The 22,384-nt window shown below is 51.7% G+C and carries 19 protein-coding genes; 12 read left to right on the top strand and 7 right to left on the bottom strand.

From position 1 onward, the window contains the following. The first annotated feature begins 517 nt into the window (after positions 1-517). Positions 518-3,583 (top strand): hypothetical protein, encoded by a 3,066-nt coding sequence (locus tag ACFSX3_RS15970; protein ID WP_209991639.1) that lies wholly within the window; start codon positions 518-520, stop codon positions 3,581-3,583. A gap of 80 nt (positions 3,584-3,663) precedes the next feature. On the opposite strand, the gene ACFSX3_RS15965 is transcribed toward ACFSX3_RS15970, so the two are convergent. After that, the gene (locus ACFSX3_RS15965) at positions 3,664-4,308 is read right to left on the bottom strand and encodes a hypothetical protein (RefSeq protein WP_209991638.1); all 645 of its coding nucleotides are present in this window, start codon (positions 4,306-4,308) and stop codon (positions 3,664-3,666) included. Between the two features lie 306 nt (positions 4,309-4,614). Here ACFSX3_RS15965 and tkt point away from each other — a divergent pair, with 306 nt between their 5' ends. From tkt to ACFSX3_RS15950, 3 genes are all read left to right on the top strand, one after another. Then, positions 4,615-6,663: a transketolase gene (tkt, locus tag ACFSX3_RS15960; RefSeq protein WP_036696921.1), complete on the top strand. Its 2,049-nt coding sequence runs from the start codon at positions 4,615-4,617 to the stop codon at positions 6,661-6,663. Between the two features lie 35 nt (positions 6,664-6,698). Beyond that, positions 6,699-7,016 (top strand): pyrimidine/purine nucleoside phosphorylase, encoded by a 318-nt coding sequence (gene ppnP / locus ACFSX3_RS15955; RefSeq protein ID WP_209991637.1) that lies wholly within the window; start codon positions 6,699-6,701, stop codon positions 7,014-7,016. 335 nt (positions 7,017-7,351) lie between these two features. Beyond that, entirely contained in the window at positions 7,352-8,752 is a 1,401-nt protein-coding gene (locus tag ACFSX3_RS15950; RefSeq protein ID WP_379313026.1) for a M14 family zinc carboxypeptidase, read from the top strand. A gap of 482 nt (positions 8,753-9,234) precedes the next feature. On the opposite strand, the gene ACFSX3_RS15945 is transcribed toward ACFSX3_RS15950, so the two are convergent. From ACFSX3_RS15945 to ACFSX3_RS15925, 5 genes are all read right to left on the bottom strand, one after another. Then, a complete protein-coding gene (locus tag ACFSX3_RS15945) occupies positions 9,235-10,026 on the bottom strand; it encodes an ABC transporter permease (RefSeq protein WP_209991635.1) in 792 nt (263 codons plus the stop codon). Positions 10,027-10,035: 9 nt separating this feature from the next. Further along, entirely contained in the window at positions 10,036-10,866 is an 831-nt protein-coding gene (locus ACFSX3_RS15940; protein WP_209991634.1) for an ABC transporter permease, read from the bottom strand. Positions 10,867-10,885: 19 nt separating this feature from the next. Then, a complete protein-coding gene (locus ACFSX3_RS15935) occupies positions 10,886-11,701 on the bottom strand; it encodes an ABC transporter ATP-binding protein (protein ID WP_339222843.1) in 816 nt (271 codons plus the stop codon). Positions 11,702-12,142: 441 nt separating this feature from the next. Next, positions 12,143-12,634, bottom strand: coding sequence for a GNAT family N-acetyltransferase (locus ACFSX3_RS15930; protein ID WP_209991632.1), 492 nt, complete (start codon positions 12,632-12,634; stop codon positions 12,143-12,145). Between the two features lie 151 nt (positions 12,635-12,785). Continuing rightward, on the bottom strand, positions 12,786-13,688 hold the full coding sequence (locus ACFSX3_RS15925; RefSeq protein ID WP_209991631.1) for an NAD(P)-dependent oxidoreductase: 903 nt from the start codon (positions 13,686-13,688) through the stop codon (positions 12,786-12,788). A 265-nt stretch (positions 13,689-13,953) separates the two neighbouring features. Here ACFSX3_RS15925 and ACFSX3_RS15920 point away from each other — a divergent pair, with 265 nt between their 5' ends. The 3 genes from ACFSX3_RS15920 (at position 13,954) to ACFSX3_RS15910 (ending at position 16,653) form a co-directional block, all read left to right on the top strand. Further along, positions 13,954-15,309, top strand: a complete 1,356-nt coding sequence (locus ACFSX3_RS15920) for a glucose-6-phosphate isomerase (RefSeq protein WP_209991630.1) — start codon at positions 13,954-13,956, stop codon at positions 15,307-15,309. Between the two features lie 126 nt (positions 15,310-15,435). Next, positions 15,436-16,068 carry a YigZ family protein gene (locus tag ACFSX3_RS15915; RefSeq protein WP_209991629.1) on the top strand — a complete coding sequence of 211 codons (633 nt, stop codon included), beginning with the start codon at positions 15,436-15,438 and terminating at the stop codon, positions 16,066-16,068. A gap of 3 nt (positions 16,069-16,071) precedes the next feature. Next, a complete protein-coding gene (locus tag ACFSX3_RS15910; protein WP_209991628.1) occupies positions 16,072-16,653 on the top strand; it encodes a TetR/AcrR family transcriptional regulator in 582 nt (193 codons plus the stop codon). A gap of 144 nt (positions 16,654-16,797) precedes the next feature. Here ACFSX3_RS15910 and ACFSX3_RS15905 read toward each other — a convergent pair whose 3' ends face one another. After that, complete coding sequence (locus tag ACFSX3_RS15905) at positions 16,798-17,199, bottom strand: secondary thiamine-phosphate synthase enzyme YjbQ (protein WP_036727896.1); 402 nt, start codon at positions 17,197-17,199, stop codon at positions 16,798-16,800. 194 nt (positions 17,200-17,393) lie between these two features. Here ACFSX3_RS15905 and cysT point away from each other — a divergent pair, with 194 nt between their 5' ends. The 5 genes from cysT to ACFSX3_RS15880 all read left to right on the top strand — a co-directional run bounded on the left by cysT (position 17,394) and on the right by ACFSX3_RS15880 (position 22,132). Beyond that, positions 17,394-18,209 carry a sulfate ABC transporter permease subunit CysT gene (cysT, locus tag ACFSX3_RS15900; protein WP_209991627.1) on the top strand — a complete coding sequence of 272 codons (816 nt, stop codon included), beginning with the start codon at positions 17,394-17,396 and terminating at the stop codon, positions 18,207-18,209. Next, on the top strand, positions 18,206-19,003 hold the full coding sequence (locus ACFSX3_RS15895; RefSeq protein WP_209991626.1) for a sulfate ABC transporter permease subunit: 798 nt from the start codon (positions 18,206-18,208) through the stop codon (positions 19,001-19,003). Before cysT ends, ACFSX3_RS15895 begins: the two co-directional genes overlap by 4 nt. Positions 19,004-19,005: 2 nt before the next feature. After that, the gene (locus tag ACFSX3_RS15890) at positions 19,006-20,070 is read left to right on the top strand and encodes a sulfate/molybdate ABC transporter ATP-binding protein (protein WP_209991625.1); all 1,065 of its coding nucleotides are present in this window, start codon (positions 19,006-19,008) and stop codon (positions 20,068-20,070) included. A gap of 30 nt (positions 20,071-20,100) precedes the next feature. Then, positions 20,101-21,174 carry a sulfate ABC transporter substrate-binding protein gene (locus ACFSX3_RS15885; RefSeq protein WP_209991624.1) on the top strand — a complete coding sequence of 358 codons (1,074 nt, stop codon included), beginning with the start codon at positions 20,101-20,103 and terminating at the stop codon, positions 21,172-21,174. A gap of 178 nt (positions 21,175-21,352) precedes the next feature. Next, positions 21,353-22,132, top strand: a complete 780-nt coding sequence (locus ACFSX3_RS15880) for an MBL fold metallo-hydrolase (protein WP_209991623.1) — start codon at positions 21,353-21,355, stop codon at positions 22,130-22,132. The last annotated feature ends 252 nt before the right edge of the window (positions 22,133-22,384 follow it).

The raw sequence follows: 22,384 nt of genomic DNA, 5'->3' as shown, positions 1-22,384 counted from the left end.
GATACTCATGAGGGAACAGTTACCTTATTATCCCAGGAGCTCCGATCCGGGATCAAGGTGGACGCATGGTTATGTTACCGGATATGCAGGACGCATATTGGTTACCTTTACGGATGGAAGTCAAGAACAAATCGCGCAGGTTGGTGGGGGCTCGTTTCTTGATAGTACAAACAATCCAACCTACTTTGATTCAACACAATTTACCCATCCGGGATTTTACGCTAAACGAGTTTACTTCTCTCCTCCATACGATGATCAATTCTATATAGATTATTTTACCTTAACACCATCTTTTTCGACCTTTATAAGTCCAGGTAAGACACCGAAAAACATCCAATTCATGCAGTCCTTTTCAGAACAATATTGGGTAGCAGATGTATGGCAAAATTCAGGCACCTATAAATACTTTCATACGTATACGATCAATGATGAACGAGTCTTTCCATTATCCACCAACAAAAAGCCCAATCTTACCCTTACCTCACAAAACGGGCAAAGTATCATCAATGATGCTGGGTTGAGCACTTTTTATGTTGAAGGGTATGTGCAAGACCCGGATAACGATACCGTCGATATCATTGCAGAGATCCCGAACGTGTTTTATAAAAAAATCTCCGTAACCAATACGGGCTCAGCGAAAAACTTCACCATTCCCATTGATGTGTTAAATGAGGGAATCCCGCCCGGTTGGTACAACGTCAATGTGAAGGTAGTCGATCCGTTCAACCTGAAGGCAGAAGCCTCCACTTCCTTTAGCGTGACCAACCGGCTGAGGAACAAAGCCTTCTTCCTTATCAATAGCCCGATTGATATCAGTACCTCATATACCGATTATGAGAATGACGGCAAATATGCAGAGCGGTACCGCTATGATCAGGACCCTGGTATTTTTGATAACTCCATGGGTATGATCTGGGACAGCGGGTTGTGGCGGGATAGCAAGTATCCGTCATTTCCTTTCAGCGGCGCTTACACGGCTACCTTTCAAGCGAGGGATAATCCGAAGGGCGATGACCGGTTTGATAATTACCGCATGTGGAGCCGGGACAACTTATCCAGCATGACGTTCATGGTTCACCGGAAGCCGGTTGCCCTATTTTCAGCGAAGCTGATAGGCGGCACGCTGCATCTCACAGACAGCTCATATGATCTGGACCATATGTCCAGTCCAACCAAGGGGTTGGTGACCTGGCAGTGGCAATGGCGCAAAGCCGGGGATGAAGTCTGGACCGAAGGACAGCCACCTGCGCAGCTTCCTTCGGGGGTTGCCCATGAGATCCGGCTGCGTGTCCGGGACATTGATGGTCCTAACGGCTTCGGGGTGTGGAGTGACTGGATGCAGCAGAGTGTGGGCAGCGCAGCCAATCTACCGCCGGTTGCTCTATTCACAGTGAGTCCGACCAATGTCTCTTACCGTAAGGCAACCATTATTATTGATAAGTCCTTTGACCCGGACAATGATCCGCTCGATGTGTATTCTTGGACGGTCATAAAAGACGGCTGGCAGCAGGTGTGGAGTCATTCGGGCGGTGCAACTGTACCGCCGAATATCGCGGCCTTCGGCGTGGGATCATACCAGCTTAATTTGCAGGTTCGTGATAACCGCGGACTCTGGTCGAATGTGTACAGCCAAACCGTGCAGGTCATTAATCATCCGCCTGCGGCCAGCTTTACGATGCCTAATGAGGTCTACCGGGATACGGTCATCAGCTTGAATAACTTGACCCCTGATCCGGATGAGGATGGAGATAATTTGCAGTATGGCTGGTATACCAAACTTAATAATGATCCCTATTACTGGCGGGGGAGCAACCGGAATCAGGTATTCAGGGTGCAAGACGTACTCAATGATTATGGGATTTCTGCACAAAAAGCAATCTCTGACGGCTGGGAAATGAGACTGAATGCGACGGATGGAAGTCTGTATTCCTATGCCACCCAGATGTTCAGCGTCAAAAATCATGTCCCGACAGCGGCGATTCAAGGTCCAGCAGCGGTCAATCAATACGATACCCATACCTTCAATTCCTCTGATGTGGATGAAGATATAGCCGATCAGAGCAGCTTGAAGTATTACTGGCGGGTAACGGGAAGCGATCATAAGATCACACTATTCCAGACTCCGAGTATCTCGCTTAATTTTGATGAACTGGGGACCTACACTCTGGAGCACTGGGCCGTGGACCAGATTGGCGACAAGTCGAACATAGCCACACTCAAGGTAACGGTTAAAGAAAACTTGGCTCCTAACATGACCCTAACGTATCCTGCAGGGACGGTGAACAACCCTACGATTATCGATGCGGAAAAAGAAGGAGATCCACTGATCAAGTGGACCTACTCCGACCCGGAGAATGATCCGCAGGAGAGCTATCGGCTGGAGTTCTTTACGAAGGACAAGCTGCTGGCCAAAACGGTGGAGAACACCGACAGTACGGGATCAATACGCCAGTATCAGTTGCCGGATCAATCGCTGGACCGATTCCTGCTCTATACAGTTCAGGGACGAGCATTCTCCAAACGGAAGTGGTCAGAAATCTCCAACGAAAAAGCTTTCATCATCGACAATCCGCCCAAGCCGGGATTCACCCTCATTACGGATACCGGAAAAGATGCCACGAAGGTACCGATCTACCGGACGGATGTTCTGAACATCCAAAGCACGGCAACGGACGCAGATATTCCGAAAGGAGATAGCATCAGCCATCAGTATTTCCTCAAGCCGGCGGCTGGTGCAGAGGGGCTTGTGAGCACAGAAGGCGATTTTAACAAAAAGTTTACTACAAACGGTACCTTTACGTATCGGCAGCTTGTTACGGACTCCCTGGGACTGTTCAGAGAGCTGTCCCATAGCATTACCGTGTTGAACCGGTTACCCAAGGTCGCTATTACCTATCCGACAAGTGACAGCCCCAACAAGCCGACCATTGCCAGCACGCTGACACCAATCATCAAGTGGGATTACCAGGATGAGGACGGGGATCAGCAGCAGCGCTTCCGGGTGCGGATAATTAATCTGGCCACAGGTGCGATTAAGGTGCAGTCTGGTGACCAGGTATCAAATTCAAAACAATGGAAGGTACCGGATGGAGCCTTAGCAGAGTACGAAAAATATGCTGTAGAAGTTGAGGTCTTCGATGGATTTGATTGGAGTGTTGTGTCCGCAAGAAAGTACTTTATGGTTAACCTGCTTAGCATCAAGGGGGCTGTCCGGCACACGGAGGAATGGAATGGCAACCGTCAGGCTTATAATATGAAGCAGAGTGGCTCGCCTGAAAGTCCGCGGGGGTATAGTGTCTATTGGGCTGGTGAGAAATTCGTGCTGCAGGGGACAGCGACTGGACTACCGGATACCGTGCAAGTCACAATGACTGGAGGATACACGGCTGCGCTAAGTCCGACTGGGAGCGATAAGACCATGTGGACAGGTGAACTGGCCGACCCATCGTTCGAGCAGCTGCCGGATGGCCCGGTTACTTTTACCTTCACCGCTACTAATGAGTATCAGACCAAGGTGGATACAGTGGCGGTAACGATTCTCGGAGATTGGACAGAATATTATCAGAGCCATCGTGTAAAATAACGCGGGATGCATTCCTTGTTCCTTATGCTCTTGTGAGATTTTATGTTTTACACGGCATCAAGCGGGCGGAGGGTGATCGTTCAGACGATTCCCTCGGTCCGTTCTTCATGCAGCCGCAGCCTCGGGGCCGCAAATTCTGGAGGATTAGTAGTTTGGGGGTTATGTAGACTGGAACCTCGAAGGTCCGCAGAATGACTGCGGTGCATATAGTAGGAGAGTTTGCCGCTGAATATTTTGTGGGCACACAGGGATGAAGCGAAATCCTCCGGAGTCACGAAGCAGGAGGGCTTGGCTACCGGATGAACGGTGGTTTCCTCTAATACAGAGGCGACGAATTGGGAACAGAAATAGGCGTTCTCCCGGTCAATCCGGATGTTCAGCAGCACCCCGACCAGACCGAGCAGGTGATATTTATAACGCTCCTGATTCTGCATCATACCCTGGACATGGTTATACATAGTATTGTACTCTTCCTCACTGACTCTGAGCTGGTAGATGGCACAGTCTGCACTGCTGTAGAACGGATGGATGAAGTTCTCATGGATAAGTCCGGCGATAAACGGGTTGTACACTTTTTTCCGGCCGAAGCTGTAGACCTCACGCAGCTCACTGTCAAAAGCAATCGAGGCATGATTCAGCTCCGCTTTGGTGAACCATTTAATAATTCCGCTGAAGGCCGTGCCTGTTCCGGTCAGCACAATATAAATGTCTCTGTTTGCAGTCATCTTCTGAATTCCTTTCTGCTGGAAATTATGGATAATCCGGCTAAAATTCCGCTGTGGTACTTCCATCTTACTGTATAAATCCGCTTTGTAAAACAAACTTTAGTCTTAATTAGAAACTAGACTTAAGGCTAAGTCTCTTCATTCCTGTCTTGCATCTTCAAGAGCGCCGTAAATCTGGCATAGGAGTGCATAGTCGCGGCAGAAGCCGTTAAATATAAGCTACAGCAAAAACAATTGGAAATGCTTCCACTTCCGTGATACAATAATAGTCAAAATGACATTCTTGATTTGAGGAGGATTATTTTAATGACTGAACAAGCAAAAGATCAAGCCATTCATAAAGAAGAAAACTCAACGGTGGACAACCTGGCCATCACTACGATCCGTACACTTGCCATTGATGCCATTGAAAAAGCAAATTCAGGACATCCGGGTATGCCAATGGGTTCCGCACCTATGGGATACCAATTGTTCGCCAAGACCATGAATCATAACCCGGACCATCCGACTTGGGTCAACCGTGACCGTTTCGTATTGTCTGCCGGACATGGCTCCATGCTCCTCTACAGCCTGCTGCACCTCAGCGGCTATGATCTGCCTATGGAAGAATTGAAGCAGTTCCGCCAATGGGGCAGCTTAACTCCAGGACATCCGGAAGTCGGCCACACTGCCGGTGTAGATGCAACAACAGGTCCGCTTGGACAAGGTATTGGTATGGCTGTAGGTATGGCAATGGCTGAAGCTCAGCTGGGTGCCACTTATAATAAAGATGAACATAACGTGATTGACCATTATACGTACGCCATCTGCGGCGACGGTGATTTGATGGAAGGGATCTCTTCCGAATCCGCTTCGCTTGCCGGACACCTGAAGCTGGGCAAACTAATTGTAATGTACGATTCGAATGATATCTCTCTCGATGGCAAGCTGAACCTTGCATTCTCCGAGAATGTAGCTAAGCGTTTTGAAGCTTACGGCTGGCAGGTTCTGCGCGTAGAAGACGGTAACGATCTTCCTGCACTGGCTAAGGCTCTTGAAGAGGCTCAGGCAGACAGCAGCAAACCGACACTGATCGAAGTGAAGACGGTCATCGGCTACGGCAGCCCGAACAAGCAAGGTAAAGGCGGCCACGGCGGTACTCACGGCTCCCCGCTGGGTGCTGATGAAACGAAGCTGACGAAGGCATACTACAAATGGGTATATGAAGAAGATTTCTATGTACCGGATGAAGTACGCGCCAGCTTTGCTGAAGTAAAAGCCAAAGGAATCGCCGCCAACAAGGCATGGGACGATAAATTTGCAGCCTACAAAAAAGCATACCCTGAGCTTGCTGCACAGCTCGAAACTGCACTGAACGGTGAGCTTCCTGCAGGCTGGGATGCTAATCTGCCATTCTACAAAGCAGAAGACAAAGCTGTATCTACCCGTGTGGCTTCCGGTAATGCACTGAACGGCTTGACTGGCGGTATCCCGCAGCTGGTTGGGGGTTCTGCCGATCTGGAGAGCTCGACCATGACGCACTTGAACGGTCTGTCCCAGTTCACCTCCGAATCCTATGACGGCCGTAATATCTACTTCGGCGTACGTGAATTCGGTATGGCCGCAGCTATGAATGGTATTGCACTGCACAGCGGTCTTAAGGTATTCGGCGGTACGTTCTTCGTCTTCACAGATTACCTGCGTCCGGCTGTCCGTCTGGCTTCCATCATGAAGCTGCCGGTAACTTATGTGCTTACTCATGACAGTATCGCTGTCGGTGAAGACGGTCCTACCCATGAGCCGATTGAGCAGCTTGCTTCCCTGCGTATCATTCCGGGGCTGACGGTCATTCGTCCGGCTGACGCCAACGAGACCTCTGCAGCTTGGGCATACGCTATGGAGAATACAGCCAATCCGGTAGCACTGGTACTGACTCGTCAGAACCTGCCGATCCTGGCTGGAACCGTAGACGGTGTGCGCGATAACATCAAACGCGGCGGTTATGTGGTCTCTGATTCCAAGAACGGTACTCCGCAGGCACAGATCATTGCTACAGGCTCTGAAGTACAGCTGGCGGTTAAGGCTCAGGCTGCGCTCGCCGAAGAAGGCATTGATGTTCGTGTAATCAGCTTGCCGAGCTGGGATCTGTTCGAAAAGCAGGATAAAGCATACCGCGATTCCGTTATCCTGCCTGAAGTGAAGGCCCGTCTGGCCATCGAAATGGCACAATCCTTCGGATGGGAACGTTATACAGGCGATCAGGGCGACATTCTGGGAATCACTACCTTTGGCGCTTCCGCCCCTGGCGACACTGTAATTAGAGAATATGGTTTCACTGTAGAAAATGTAGTCAGCCGCGTAAAAGCGCTGCTATAATAGACGGATCTAAGAACAAAGGGGAGAATAAGCAGATGAGTCAGTTTACGGGAGCGACAATTCAAAAAGCAGCTAATATTTATTACGACGGAAAAGTGACCAGCCGTACAGTTACTCTGGAAGACGGCACTAAGGTGACACTCGGCATCATGCTGCCTGGCGTATACGAATTCGGCACAGATGGCCCCGAGACGATGGAGATTCTCTCCGGCAATCTGAAGGTGCTGCTTCCCGGCACTGAGGTGTGGAAGGACATTGACGGAGCGGAGACCTTCCATGTTCCCGGCAACTCCAAATTTGCCCTGGAAGTATTCGCATTAACTGATTATTGCTGTTCTTACCCGATTGTGTAATTCAAAGCATAGTAACGAAGAAAGATCCCGGCAGCTCTAGTTGCCGGGATCTTTTTTTAACCTTAAAAGGACGGCAATGCAATTTCCACAATTCGACAAAAGATAAATAAAACTTATCTATTATTGACGAAATATGCACATTCTCATATACTTCCATTATTCGAGAGATTCACTCTCTCAGCTAGCCATGCTAGTAAATAGATATAGGAGTTGGGGATGTGAGAAGGTCAGGCTTGCGTAAGGAAATACATACGGTTATTTGGTTTTCGCTCAGTTTCATGTTGCTAGCATCGTTATTCGTAACAGCAGGACGGGTACATGCAGCGGCAAATATTGTGAACCCCAATCAGGTCTATTCTTACACTATTATGCAGAGGGATATTGAAAGATTAGCGGCGGAGTACCCCGATCTGGTATCTATGGAATCTCTGGGGAAGAGTCCGTATGGCCGGCAGCTGTGGGCGGTGAAGCTGGGGAGAGGAGAGTCCGTGCTGTTTCTTAATGGCTCTCATCATGCCAGAGAATGGATGACAAGCTCATTATTGATGAAATTGATCGACACTTACGCCCAGGCTTATGATACTAATGTGAGAATAGGCAACTATAACGTCCGTGACTTACTGGATGAAGTTAGCATTTGGGTCGTTCCGATGGTGAATCCGGATGGAGTTACCTTGTCTCAGCAAGGTACAGCAGGCTTACCGGCTGATCTGGCCCAGATGCTGCGTAAGTATAACAAGAACAGCACTAATTTTACCCGCTGGAAAGCCAATATGCAGGGCATTGACCTTAACCGCCAGTATCCGGCGAACTGGAATACGATTAGGGATGCGGTTTCATTTCCTTCGTATCAGAATTATAAGGGAAATAGGCCGGGGCAGGCTCCAGAAGTGCAGCTGATGATGAATTTTACAGAACAGATTGATCCGGAAGTTACGATTTCCTACCATAGCTCCGGTGAAATCATATTCTGGAACTTCAAGACGCTCAGCAGCAATCTGAACCGCGACAAAACGATGGCCCGGGCGCTTGGCAATCTTACTGGTTATTCTCTGGTAGCTCCGGAGAAGAACCCTTCTGGCGGCGGGTATAAGGATTGGTTCATTCAAGAGTATGGCCGTCCCGGCTTCACGATTGAAATTGCAGATTATGCTGGGGAGAGCAGTGTACCCTTAAGACAATTCAGTACGATCTGGTCTGAAAATAAGGAGGTTGGGCTGTACTCTGCGAAGCAGACCTATTCCTTATGGCTGAATAAAAAGAAGGTTCAGTATCTTCAGCAGTCCATGAGGCTGCTGGCGGGAACGGAGCTATACCCTAAACTGGGGGCTGCAGCCGGTGGGATCAGTCTGCAGCCGCAAACACTTCAGGTTATCGCAGAGAAGGGGGATTGGGTTCAGGTTCAAGCCGCAGAGGGACTGGGATGGATTCATCCATCACCGGGAAAGCTGGCCGCCATCGAGGAGATCACGGCAAATGCCGTATTAAACGTACGTACACCTGTTTATAAATATCCGGATGCTTACGCCCCTAAAGTGACTTATCTCGATCCGCAGACCGTCCAGGTATCTGGAAGATGGGGTACCTGGCTGCTGGCCTCGACTCCGGGCGGAAACTGGTGGATTGACGGTCGGAAGGTGGAGCTCAGCTGGCCTAAAGAGGAAACCGTCCAGGAGCCGGCAGAGGATGTTGAGGTACCAGTGGAAGTACAGAATGAGCCTGCAATTACTCCGTAAATTGAGGTCAAAATAGATTGCTGAATCTACGGGAGCTCCGCTATTTAGCGGGGCTTTTTCGTATTTACTGATAATTTTCTTGTGAATAATTACCATATATTATGATATTCTCTACCATATATAGGAACATAAGGTTGTGTTAATTATGAGTAGAGGAGTGTGTTAATGCTGTATTCCGATGTGTAATTCAGCAACGAAAAGGCGCAGCCTGTAATGAATATTGAAACTCATGGAGTAACCAAAGTTGAAGAAATAGGTAAAAAAGACGGCATCCATTCGGAGGAACCGAATAGCGTCGTCTTTTTTATGCGTTTTTTACTTTGTCTATGAAAGGTTAGTTTTTCAGTGGCCTCGGATAACCTTGGGGTGCCTTTTTTTGAAATATAAGAATTTATATGTTGCACACGATAACTTATCCTTCTATTTCTCGCTGAAACGAATGCCGTCCTTTCAAAGGATGGCATTCGTTTCCACTTGTTTTGTCAGCTCCCCGTGCTTTTGTAATGCCTCACGCCTATGCGCCATACCAGCAGAGACACTCCGAGGAAGGCAGCTCCAGAGGGAAGCGAGAGGAAGCCCAGCCAGCGGGGATAATCCCAGCCGCAGACGGTGGCCGCCGGATAGAAGCTGATGAACAGCATTGGGAGCACAAAGCTGAACACGGATTTTAGCATTCGCGGCAAATAGGGCTCTGGGCAGCGGGTAATCTGGTAGCTGGCGTTGGTCAGCAGAAAGATCCAGTCCAGCCCTTTGATAGTGAAAAAAGCAAGACCTGAGGTTAGCACGAACACTCCGCAGTACATCAGACAGCCTCCGGCCAGCGCCATCGCCAGAATGCCGAGTCTGCCGGGCGTCAAGGGAACGTCGAGCTGTCCCAGCGCCCAGCCCGCAGCACAGATCCCTGTAAACGGCCGTACCAGCCGGTGCAGATGGAATCTGGAAGCGGCGACCTGCACGAACAGGGACCGCGGGCGGAGCAGCAGCCGGTCGAAATCGCCGGAGCGCAGCAGATGCCACGGGAAATAATCAAACCCGCGGCATACGCTCTCGGCAAGTCCGAAGGAAGCCACCGCCAGCGAGTACACCAGAATGATATGGGCGACGGTCCATTCGCCGATATTACCAAAGCGGGAGAACAGCAGGACGGTGGCTATGGGATCGGAGATCACCACAGTAAGCACCTGAATCAGCATCAGCCACCAGCCCTTATATTCCATGCCGGACAGCAGATGCATCCGCAAGTATTTGCAATAAATTTTACCTTCAGCAAGCATACGTTACTCTCACCCTCCCTGGACGATAATGCTGTGCAATCTGCGTTTCATGATCATCCGGCCCGCCGAGATAAAGATAAGGCTCCAGAGGAGCTGTAAGCCGATGCCGGGCAATGCGGCGGCAGGAGCCACGCTACCTATATATAGCTGCAGAGGGATATCTGCGAACCCTCCAAACGGCTGCAGGTACAGGAAGGTCTGCATGAAATCAGGCCAGAGCCGCAGGGGGAGGTAGGTGCCGGACAATATGCCGCTTAGCAGTAGAAGCATATAGGTCGGTCCGTCCCCCCAAGTGATATTCAGCCGGATCGCAGTCACAAGCATAGCGAAGGCCGAGCACAGCACAAACGCCATAACCGCCGACAAAAGGAAATAGAATAGTGCAGGCAATGAGGCGGGGCCCCCTAGGGCATATCCGGCAGGCATCAGGAGCCCTGCGAGTACGGTGGCCAGCCCCCTGATCCAACTGGTGCCGAGCTTGCCGGCCGAGCTTTTGACAAACCAGTGGGTGTACAGGTTCATGGGCCGGCACAGCTCGATACCGACGTCACCGTTGTTGATTTTGCCCATAATTTCGCTGTCGATGTTCATACTCTGGAGTACAAACAGCCCCTGAGCCAGCCAGACATAGGATATGGCCTGAGAGAGGCTGAGTCTGTTATTATTCCAGGAGCTATTCTCGCTGTATGTATAGAACACGGTGAACAGCACACATTCTATAAGCGCCCAAAACACACCGACCATCGTGCCAGATATGGCGGACACCCGGTACTGGAGCCCTTCTGCCATGCGGATTCGGAAGAGGGAGCTGCAGGCCCGCCATGTATTTCTAAAATTCATTGTGCACCTCCTGATAGGCTTAACCCAAAGCTAAGTCATTGTACATAGCAGCAATCATCGCATCCGTGTTCACTTTCATGACGACCTCCGGCGCATATTTCTGCTGCAGACCTGAGAGTTGCCCGTCATAGAGTAGTTGGCCGTGCCCGATCACCATGACCCGCTCACATAAGGCCTCAATATCATCCATGTCGTGCGTGGTCAGCAGCATCGTAACCCCGTACTGGCGGTTCTCTGCCTTTAAAAAATTGCGCAGTGCCAGCTTTGATACCGCATCGAGTCCGATGGTTGGCTCATCCAGAAACAGAATTTTCGGCCGGTGCAGCAGCGCCGCCACCAGCTCACAACGCATCCGCTGTCCCAGCGATAGTTGTCTCACCGGCGTCCTTAATAGTGCTTCCACACCAAGGGTTGCTGTTAACTCCGAAAGTCTCAGCCTGTAGTCTCCGGGGGGAATCGCATAAATATCCTTCAGCACATCAAAGGAATCAGCCACAGGTACATCCCACCATAACTGTGAGCGCTGGCCAAACACGACGCCGATCCGGGATACATGCTCTACGCGGTGCTTCCATGGAATCTTGCCCAAGATGGTGCATTCTCCGCTGTCGGGTGTCAGGATACCGCTCATTACCTTGACGGAGGTGGATTTGCCGGCGCCGTTCGGGCCAATGTAACCTACCAGTTCACCCTCTTCAATATCAAAGCTGATGCCGCCGAGCGCGTCCACCTGGGTAACATTCCGCATAAACGCTCCTCTCAGCAGTCCCCATTTTCCTTCGGGGCGTTTGTACACCTTGAAGCTTTTGCGGATATCTCTCAGTCTGATTTGCATATCATTCGCCTCCTTCGCGCAGAAGATCATATCATCAGGGGAGGAGAGGGGGACAGCCGCGTCGGGCGCCGTCTTGATCCTTGCTGCCAGGTTGGCAGGGGGAAAATCATCTATTTTCTTCGTTTTCCATAAAAATGCTTGTTATGTTGACATTTCTGTGCTATATTAATTTTATAGTTAACGCAGGAAAAACATATGTTTTTTTGTATACGTACTGTAAAATAAACTTCTCGTACCGGTGATGAAATCACCGGTACTTTTGCGTTCTCACTCCTGACAAGAAGGCCATGCTCGTATAGTAAAAGGGCGCAGCCGATACTGCCTGGCTGTGCCCTGATTACGAGTTACATATGCAGAATGTAGGCGAAAAACCGAACACAATAGGCTGAGCGTCGGCACATGGTCCATTAGCATGATTCGCTCGGTAAAGTGATTCTGCTCTTAGCGGCCTGCCTCTGCCAGCGGACCTGTCCGCTCATATTCCCAGATGCTCTGGCTGCTCTCCGCATCATAGATCTCTCCGATACGGATGAAGCCGTGCTTCTCATAGAAGTGATGATTCCGGACGGCCCACGAGGGAGTATCCAGCGTCCAGCGCTTGGCCGCAGGATACTGTACAAATAAGAAATGCAAAGCTTCATGCCCGAACCCTTGATTCTGATATAAGGGATCGATAAAAATCCGGCCCAGATGACATTCCTCTTCTGTGGACGACGGGAAGATGATCATCCCGCCAACAATTCCATCGTCTTTCAGAAGCTTGTAATAATGGCCCTGCTGCATCTGTTCCGCCTGCCAGGGCACAGAATCGTAACCGGGAGGCCCGTCCTCATCTTTATTTTGATAACGCCGGGCATCATCATCGAAGGTTCGTTTTTGAACGTTTGCCAAGGCTGCTGCATCTTGCGGTTGGGATAGCTCAAAGGATACCATTTCATGTCCCTCCCTGAGAATTATACTAGTGTGAAGACTTAACTAGATGATAAGCAAATGCTAAGAATGCTGCTGTTAGAATGGTTACACACCCAGGCACAGCCGATAAATCCGGCTGTGCCTGGGTAATCACGCAATCTAGTATAGCCTGCTATTCCGTATCCCCTGTGCCGCCGATCTTACGGCCGATCCAGTCTTCGTAGGATTTGACCACAGCGGACAGATCCTCATCGCCGTAGCCGTGGTTGAAGCCTGCCTGGAACATGCTCTTGGCTACGCCGAGCATAGGGGAAGGGACGCCGGTGGAATCACTGAGCGAGGACGCCAGCTTGAGATCCTTGAGCATCAGGGCAAGGGAGAACTGGTTGCTGAAGTCGCCCTCGATGATCTTCTGGCCCTTTAGCTCAGCCTGCTTGCTGCCTGCCGATCCGTTCTTCACCAGTTCCAGGAACTTGTCTGCGGGAACGCCGGATTTCACAGCAATCGAGAAGCCCTCGGCAAGCGCGACATTGTGAATGCCGACCATGGCATTGTGAGCCAGCTTGGCTACAGCGCCGCTGCCGTTAGCGCCCATATGCAGCAGCAGGCGGCCCATGGAGTCGAAGAGATCCCGGTGCTTCTCAATCACTTCGGCATGTCCGCCGACCATGAAGACCAGTGTGCCGTCGATAGCTGCCGGCTTGCTGCCGGTTACAGGGGCATCAAGGAAGCTGCCGCCCCGTGCTTCAACTTCAGCGGCGATCTCCTTTGCAAGGCCGGGGGAGATGGTACTGGAATCAATCACAGTTGTTCCCGGCTGAAGGGTAGCGAGAATACCATCGTCACTGTAGAAGACATCACGAATCGAATCATCGTTGCTGATCATGGTGATAATAACATCCTTGCCTTCCGCTGCTGCCTGTGGTGTGGCGGCTGTTTTCGCGCCTTCCTGTTCCAGAGGTTTGCATTTCTCTGCTGTACGGTTGTACACCGTAACCTCAAAGCCGCTTCGCAGCAGGTTCGACGCCATAGGTGCTCCCATTGTTCCGAGTCCGATAAAGCCGATGTGCTTCATATCATTTCCACCTTTGCTCTCCTGAGATCATATTATAGAAACTAAGTTTGTCCTTCATTCTATCAGAAGGTTGAGGCATGTTCCACAGAACAGGTATCCTTGTCTGCTTAGTAACCGCTTTCAACAATTTTCATAAACAGGGCTCCAAAGCCGGGGGGTATGCCTTAAGACCTTGCCAGTCAAGGCAAATTAAAGTATTCTAGATTATAATGTTGCAACACACGGATTCAAATCTAAAGAGATAAACAGGAGGCTACCATTACCGATGTCCAAGAAGATTAATTTTGATTACACCAAAGCCCTTTCCTTCTTCAGCCAGACCGAGATCGACTACTTCGCCGCTCCGGTGAAGCTGGCCCACGAACAACTGCATAACAAGAGCGGAGCCGGCTCCGACTACCTGGGCTGGATTGATCTCCCTACAGCGTATGACAAGGAAGAATTCGCCCGTATTCAGCAGGCCGCCAAGAAAATCCAGAGCGACTCCGAAGTGCTGATCGTTATTGGTATCGGCGGATCTTACCTGGGGGCACGCGCAGCTATTGAGGCGCTGTCACATTCTTTCTACAATAACCTGTCCAAGGACAAGCGCAAGACTCCGGAAGTATATTTTGCCGGAAACAACATCAGCTCTACCTACATCACGCATCTGCTTGACCTGGTAGAAGGCAAAGACTTCTCCGTGAACGTAATCTCCAAATCCGGTACAACTACCGAGCCTGCTATTGCCTTCCGTATCTTCCGCGCAGCATTGGAGAAGAAATACGGCAAGGAAGAAGCCCGCAAACGGATCTACGCAACAACAGACAAGGAGAAGGGCGCACTCAAGAAGCTGGCTAACGAAGAAGGCTATGAGTCGTTCATTATCCCTGATGATGTAGGCGGACGTTATTCCGTCCTGACACCGGTAGGCCTTCTGCCTATCGCCGTAGCGGGAATTAACATTGAAGAAATGATGCAGGGGGCCGCAGCCGCAGCCGATGAGTTCAACAACCCCGATGTGGCTACGAACCAGAGCTATCAATATGCTGCAGTACGTAACGCGCTCTACCGCAAAGGCAAGACGACTGAAATCCTCGTGAACTACGAGCCGTCCCTGCACTTTGTCTCTGAATGGTGGAAGCAGCTGTACGGCGAAAGCGAAGGCAAGGATTACAAGGGAATCTACCCTTCCTCTGTTGACTTCTCGACTGATCTGCACTCCATGGGCCAGTTCATTCAGGAGGGTAACCGCAATATCTTTGAAACGGTTATTCAGGTAGAGCAGGTACAGCACCATGTATCCATCGAATCTGATCCTGATGATCTGGACGGACTGAACTTCCTGACAGGCAAGACGATGGATTTCGTGAACAAGAAGGCTTTCCAAGGAACCATGCTGGCGCACACAGATGGCCAAGTGCCGAACCTGATCGTTACCATCCCTGACCAGACTCCTTATACTTTTGGCTATCTGGTGTACTTCTTCGAGAAGGCCTGCGGGATCAGCGGATACCTGCTGGGTGTGAATCCGTTCGACCAGCCGGGTGTTGAAGCCTACAAGAAGAACATGTTCGCACTACTGGGCAAACCAGGCTACGAGAAGGAAAAAGCAGAGCTGGAAGCCAGACTTACCGAATAGTCCCACTCTAACCGCAGATCATTCATAGTAAGATAAGTCATCAGGGAGCAGTCCATAGGTAACCACTACCAGGGCTGCTCCTAATATATATCAAATCATCACATGTAGAGTAAGGAATGGACAACAATGCTGGAACAATACCGGACGGTACGTACCCCCGGCTCGCGGGAGGTCGTAATCCGTAAATCACGCTTCATCGGGCATATCATGCCGGTGGAGAACGAGGAAGAAGCTGTGCAATTTATCGATTCGATCAAGAAGCAGCACTGGCATGCAACGCATAACTGCTCTGCTTATATGATCGGAGAGAGGGATGAGATCCAGAGACAGTCGGATGACGGGGAACCGAGTGGAACGGCCGGGAAACCGATTTTGGAAGTAATCCGCAGCCAACAGGTGAAGAATGTCGCTATTGTTGTTACCCGTTATTTCGGAGGCATCATGCTGGGTGCAGGCGGGCTGATCCGGGCCTATACCGATGGCGCTGTACTGGCGCTTACGGCCGGAGAGGTCATCACACGTGTGCTAAGGCGGGAGGTATTCGTGGAAATCGAGTACACTTGGCTGGGCAAGGTGGAGAATGCACTGCGGGGCCGGAATATCCAGACCGGAGAGACTTTGTTTACGGATAAAGTTACACTGCTGTGTCTTCCGCGCAATAATGAAGGTGACGCATTTATCGCATGGATAACCGATCTTACGGAGGGGCAATCCCTGGTTACGGAAGGGCGGCGGCTTTACTACAGCGAAGGGGAATAGATTATGGCAAGAAGAGCAGTGGAACAGGAGTTGTCGAGAGAAAGAATTCTGGAGGCGGCGAGGCATCTTTTCATCACCAAAGGGTACCGTGCCATTTCGATGCGCAGCATTGGTCAGCACCTGGGTTACAGCCACGGCTCCCTGTATTACCATTTCAAAGAGAAAGCCGAACTCTTCTACGCCATTGTCGTTGAGGATTTCAATCATGTGGCTTCGCTGCTGAATCAAGCTATGACCACTCCGCCTGAAGAGGGAATGACCCGGGTGGAGCAGCTGATTATGGAGTTCATCCGGTTCGGGCTGGACCATCCGTATCAGTATGAGATCATGTTTATGATCCGCGACGAAGAGCTGCTGGCTTATTGCCGGGCAGAACAGGGTCGATGTTTCGAGTTGTTTGCGAGCATTGTCCGCCGTCATATGAAGGAAGAGGGATATGTAACAGAGGACTGGCAGAAAGTTCCGCTGACCTTATTCCTGTCTGCTCACGGATTTATTTCATATTATATCCAGGATAAAGTGTTGTTCGAAGATGTGAAGCAAGCTGCCCTGACACATGTTAAGGTATTAAGCCGCAGTTTATAAAAAGCTGTTTTTTTTAACGGCTCGTACTTTAGAGCGTTGCATTGGTATAACTTTGCATGGTGAAAGTGTTACAGGAACTATAAATTGTATAGAGAGCAGCTTCGCGGTTCATGCGTAGCTGCTCTTCTACAAGGGCAGGCAGTGCTAGCCTTCCATAATTTTGAGGTGGCACTGGCGTTGCCTTGGACCATCGAACTCGCAAAAATAGATGCCCTGCCAACGGCCCAAGAGCACAGCCCCTTCATGAATAATTAGGGTCTGCGAAGGACCGGCCGTAATGGATTTCAAGTGGGAAGCTGTATTGCCCTCGGCATGGCGGTATTTGGGATGCTCCCAGGGATAGACCTCATCCAGACGCATCAACACATCACGCTTCACATCAGGATCGGCGTTCTCGTTAATCGCAATCCCTGCGGTGGTGTGCGGGCAATAGACAATCAGCAGTCCGTTAAGAACTCCGCTATTCTTCACATAAGCCTGAACCTCGCGGGTAATATCCCGCATTTCATCCCGTTTGCTGGTGGTGATCTCCATAGTATGCAGCATCATGAACAGCCCCTCTCTGATTTGGATATAACGAGTGCTACTTATACTTTTACCCAAAAACTAACAAAGTAATTGACGGCAGCAAGCGGTATTTGGTAAAGTAGGAATAACTTTAAACCAAGTATATTAATAGGAATAATCAAACCTTAAAGTCGAGTATACCGACCGGTTATCCGGAGGTGGGAGGTTGACCATTGAATTCGCTGATCAGGCACAAGGGCTGGACCTGGGGATTTAGATCAACGGTTGTACTGTATTTTGTCATTCTGATTGTGCTGCCGATCCTTGGGGTCTATTACAATTCATTCTCATCCGGGCTCGGAAGCTTCACTGAAAGTGTGAGCGATCCGATTGCCTGGAAGTCGGTCCTGTTAACACTCAAGCTGGCGGTCATTGCGGCTCTTACGAATGTGCTGCTGGGTACGATGATCGCCTGGGTCCTTATCCGTTATAAGTTCCGGGGCAGAGCGCTGCTGAACAGCCTTGTCGATCTCCCGTTTGCCCTGCCAACTGCGGTTGGCGGACTGATGATTCTGCTACTGTTGGGTCCGGGAAGCTTGATCGGAGGCCTTGCGGAATCACTGGGCTTCACGATTGTTTTTCACCAGCCGGCCATAGTGATTGCCATGGTCTTCGTTACGTTCCCCTTCGTCATCCGGGCGGTGCAGCCGCTGCTGGAGGAGCTGGACGCTTCGGAAGAAGAGGCAGCCTATACGATGGGAGCGAAGCCGAGCCGGGTCTTCTTTCAGGTGATCTTGCCGTCTATGGCGCCTGGCATGATCGGCGGCGGGATGCTGGCCTTCTCGCGGGCGCTCGCTGAATTCGGTGCGGTTGTCCTCGTGGCAGGCAATATTCCGGGGCGCACGCTGGTGTCTTCCGTGTTTATTTTCGGAGAGGTCGAAAGTGATAATCCGGCGGGGGCCGCTGCGGTGTCGATCATTCTGTTGACCTTATCCTTCCTGATTCTCTGGCTGATCAGCCTCATGCAGATGCGGGGGAGAAGATCATGAGAAGATTGTGGATTGGACTGACCTATCTCGTGTTCTTCATTCTGATCGCAGCTCCGCTTGGCAGGATGACAATGGGGGCCTTCAGCGAAGGCTGGAGCGGCTTCTGGGACGCCCTGACCCGGCCGGAGGCGCTTCATGCGCTCCTGATGACCGGATACGTTGTGGTGGTTGTGACGCTGCTGAATACGCTGTTTGGTATTATGACGGCCCTGTATCTGGTACGGGCGAACTGGCTGGGCCGTCGTCTCAAAAGCCTGCTGAACAGCATTGTGGATCTGCCTTATGCGGTATCGCCGGTTATCGGCGGGCTGATGATCGTTCTGCTGCTCGGGCCGGATAGTGCGCTGGGTGCGTTGTTTGAGCAAATCGGAGTGAAGATTGTGTATGCTTTTCCGGGAATGGTGATTGCTACGCTGTTCGTGACGTTCCCGCTAATGGTGCGTGAGGTGATGCCGGTACTGCAAGAGATCGGGTCCCAGCAGGAAGAAGCCGCGTCCACACTTGGCGCATATGGCTGGACGACCTTCTGGAAGGTGACCTGGCCTTCTATACGCTGGGCTGTCATCTATGGAGTGATTCTGACGGTGGCCCGCTCGCTGGGTGAGTTCGGTGCAGTGCTCGTCGTCTCCGGCAATATTATGAACCGGACCCAGACGGCTACCACACTGGTCTATCAGGATGTCGAGAATTTCAATGTTACGGCTGCGGGCGGGATAGCGCTGGTGCTGGCCGCATTCTCCGCAGGACTGCTGCTGCTTATGGAATGGAGCAAGAGAAGAAAGGGAGGGCACTAATTATGCATGTAGAGGTCCGGGGACTCGATAAGCATTTTGGCGATTTTCATGCGGTGAAGGATGTCCATTTCGGCATTACCAAAGGCCATCTGATCGGGCTGCTCGGCCCAAGCGGCGGCGGCAAAACCTCGATCCTGCGGATGCTGGCGGGCCTTGAGACGCCGGACAGCGGCGAGATTATTTTCCACGGCCGGGCGGTGAATCAACTTCCGCCGCAGGAGCGCGAGATCGGCTTTGTCTTCCAGAATTATGCGCTGTTCAAGCATATGACGGTGTTCGAGAATATCGCCTTCGGACTGAAGGTCAAGAAAGCTAGTAAGTCTGTAATCCGTGACCGTGTCACCGAGCTGGTGGAGCTTACCGGTCTGAAGGGCTTCGAGAACCGGTATCCGCATCAGCTGTCCGGGGGGCAGCGTCAGCGGGTGGCTTTTGCCCGGGCGTTGGCCCCTGAGCCGCAGCTGCTGCTGCTGGATGAGCCGTTCGCCGCGATTGATGCGAAGATCCGTCAGGAGCTGCGTTCCTGGCTGCGGGAGCTGATCGAACGTGTCGGCATCACCTCGATCTTCGTCACCCATGACCAGGATGAGGCTATTGAAGTAGCGGATGAGATTATGATCATTAACCAGGGGCGGCTGGAGCAGAAGGGTACGCCTTGGGATATCTATAAAGAGCCGAAGACACCGTTCGTAGCGACGTTCATCGGGGAATCCACGCTGATCGGCAGTGCTTCCGAGCTGAAGGGCTTCGAGGGCGCAGGCGGCGGTAAGCCTACCAAGGCGTTGATCCGTCCCGAGTACATTGAGGTAGGCCATCTGCATGAATTCAAAATGGCTTCGGCCACGGAGCAGGGTACGGTCAAGCATCTGCATTTTCGCGGAAGTGAATGGCTCGTGGAGGTTGAGGTAAAGGGACATAAGCTGGTCACCTACCGCTCTCTGGAGAAAGAAACGCTGACTCCGGGCCAAGAGATATCCGTGCTGGTACACCGCGCTTACCTGTTCAATGAGGAGCGGAGCTGGATTCAGGAGAATGGCCTTAAGAAAGATCCGATGCCTGTATTTATCTAAAAAATAAATGATGTGGGATGTGTCGCCGGTATGAGGCTTATCAGAAGGAGCAGACCACTGCACGGATGGCTGACGGTCTTAATGCTGGCGGTGTTCACCCTGACCGCTGCCGGCTGCGGGAATGAGCAGCAGGCTGCAGGAGAGGCAGGTGCGCCGCCGCAGGGAGATCTAACGCTTGTGGTGGGTGCCTACAGCGTGGTGAAGGATGCCATGGGCGAGATTCTCCCCAGGTTCGCGGAGAAGTGGAAGGCGGATACCGGTCAAACTATCGTATTCCAGCAGTCCTATGAGGCTTCCGGAACCCAGGCGCGGGCGATTGCCGGCGGCTTCGAGGCGGATGTCACGCTGCTTGCCATGGAAGGCGATGTCGGGAAGCTGGTCAAGGCGGGCCTTGTGGAGAAGGACTGGAAGCAGCGCGGCGGTGAGGCGGGTATGGTGACGCGGTCGGTTGTGGCCCTGGGAACGCGGGTGGGCAATCCGAAGGGGATTCATGATTTTGCCGATCTGGCGAAGCCGGGGGTGAAGGTGCTCTACCCTAATCCGAAAACCTCCGGCGGTGCCCAGTGGGACATCAACGCGATCTACGGGGCCGGCCTGAAGCGTTCTGAGCAGCAGGAGGGGACGAAGGACCCTACGGTTGCCAAGGCTTTCCTGGAGAGCATACACAGGAATGTCGAATCGCTGGATAAAAGCGGGCGGGCCTCGATGGCTGCCTTCGAGTATGGAGTGGGCGATGTGATCGTCACTTATGAGAATGAGCTGCTGGCGCGGATTGCCGAGGGAGTGAAGTATGAGGTGATCATTCCGCAGAATACGATGCTGATCGAGAACCCTTCAGCCGTGGTGGATAAATACGCGGATAAGCATGGTACCCGTGCGGCCGCAGATGCGCTGGTCGATTATCTGACTACGCCACAGGCGCAGGAGATATTCGCCAAATTCGGCTTCCGTCCCGTGAACCAGCAGGTCTATGCCGAGCATGAGAGCCAGTATCCGGTTCCTGCCGGGCTGTTCGATATCAGCTATCTTGGCGGCTGGGAGGAAGTCCGTACCACGTTATACTCCAAGCGGGGCATATGGTATCAGGTGCTGGCCGGGATCTAGGCGGTTAAGGGCAGGTTCTGGGTGTGAGGTACGTATGAGGAAGAGAGCTGTTCTCCGGCCGGGTCAGGCTGAAGGACAGCTCTTTACTGTCTTACGGGCCGGGGTGCAAAGGACCGGCTCCTGTTCTATAATGAACTGACGGATATTCGAGAAAAAAGACGATGAGGTGGGCAGGCATATGGATACATTAGTGTTCCTCGGAACAGGGGATGCCATGGGTGTACCCCGGGTCTACTGTGATTGTGAGACCTGTACGGAAGCAAGAACCACCGGGCGCAATAACCGCCTGCGTTCTTCTGTGCTTATAGATAACGGCAGCGGCTTTCTGGCGATTGACTGCGGACCGGACTGGCGGAGACAGATGGAGCTGCAGGGGCACCGCACCATGAAGCGTCTGCTCGTGACACATGCGCATTTCGATCATATCGGCGGGCTGCCGGAATGGGCGGACAGCTGCCGCTGGATGGGCTTCCGAGGAGAACTGTACGCTCCGGCGGAGGTCATTCCCGTCATCCAGCGGCAATACCCGTGGCTCAGCGGGCATATCGACATGATCCCTTGTGATGACGGCATTACGCTGGATGGCTGGCAGATTAGCACATGGCGGGTGAACCATGGCAAGAATGGTTACTCCTATGCCTACAGGCTGGAGAAGGAGGACTATGCCTGGGTGTATTGCCCGGACTCGATCTCTCTGACCACGGAGGAAACCAGGCATATGCATGGAGTTGACCTGCTGGTGCTGGGAACCAGCTTTTATTACGAGGCAGCTGAATTGTCCACCCGTTCTGTGTATGATATGACCGAAGCCGCTGATCTGCTGGAGACGGTCCTGCCGCGCCGTGCAGTCTACACACATATGTCGCATGACATCAATCTGGACAAGGATTATATTCTGCCGGAGAAGGTTACGCTTGCTGTGACGGGGATGAGGCTTCCGCTGTACCGGGAGCAGTGATAAGGCTACGCGCCGGATGCAGGGCATGAACACAATGATCTAAGGATAGGCTCTCTATATGGCAGACAGGTATGGTTACTGCTGCTGTATCGGGGCTTTTTTATTGTCAAAAGATATTGCAACGTGAGGCACTGCCTATACGAGGCATGAGGTACGAGTATCGTTCATCTTAGGGTGATTTCAGCCCCAAGACCGACATGGGAATCCGCCCTCCGCCGCTGGGTCCCTTGCCTGAGGTCTAGTAAACTAATG

It is taken from the genome of Paenibacillus rhizoplanae (assembly GCF_042684125.1).
Taxonomy (GTDB): domain Bacteria; phylum Bacillota; class Bacilli; order Paenibacillales; family Paenibacillaceae; genus Paenibacillus_AQ; species Paenibacillus_AQ rhizoplanae.
The sequence above is the reverse complement of the archived record's forward strand: the minus strand, read 5'-3'. Positions and strand labels throughout refer to the sequence as shown.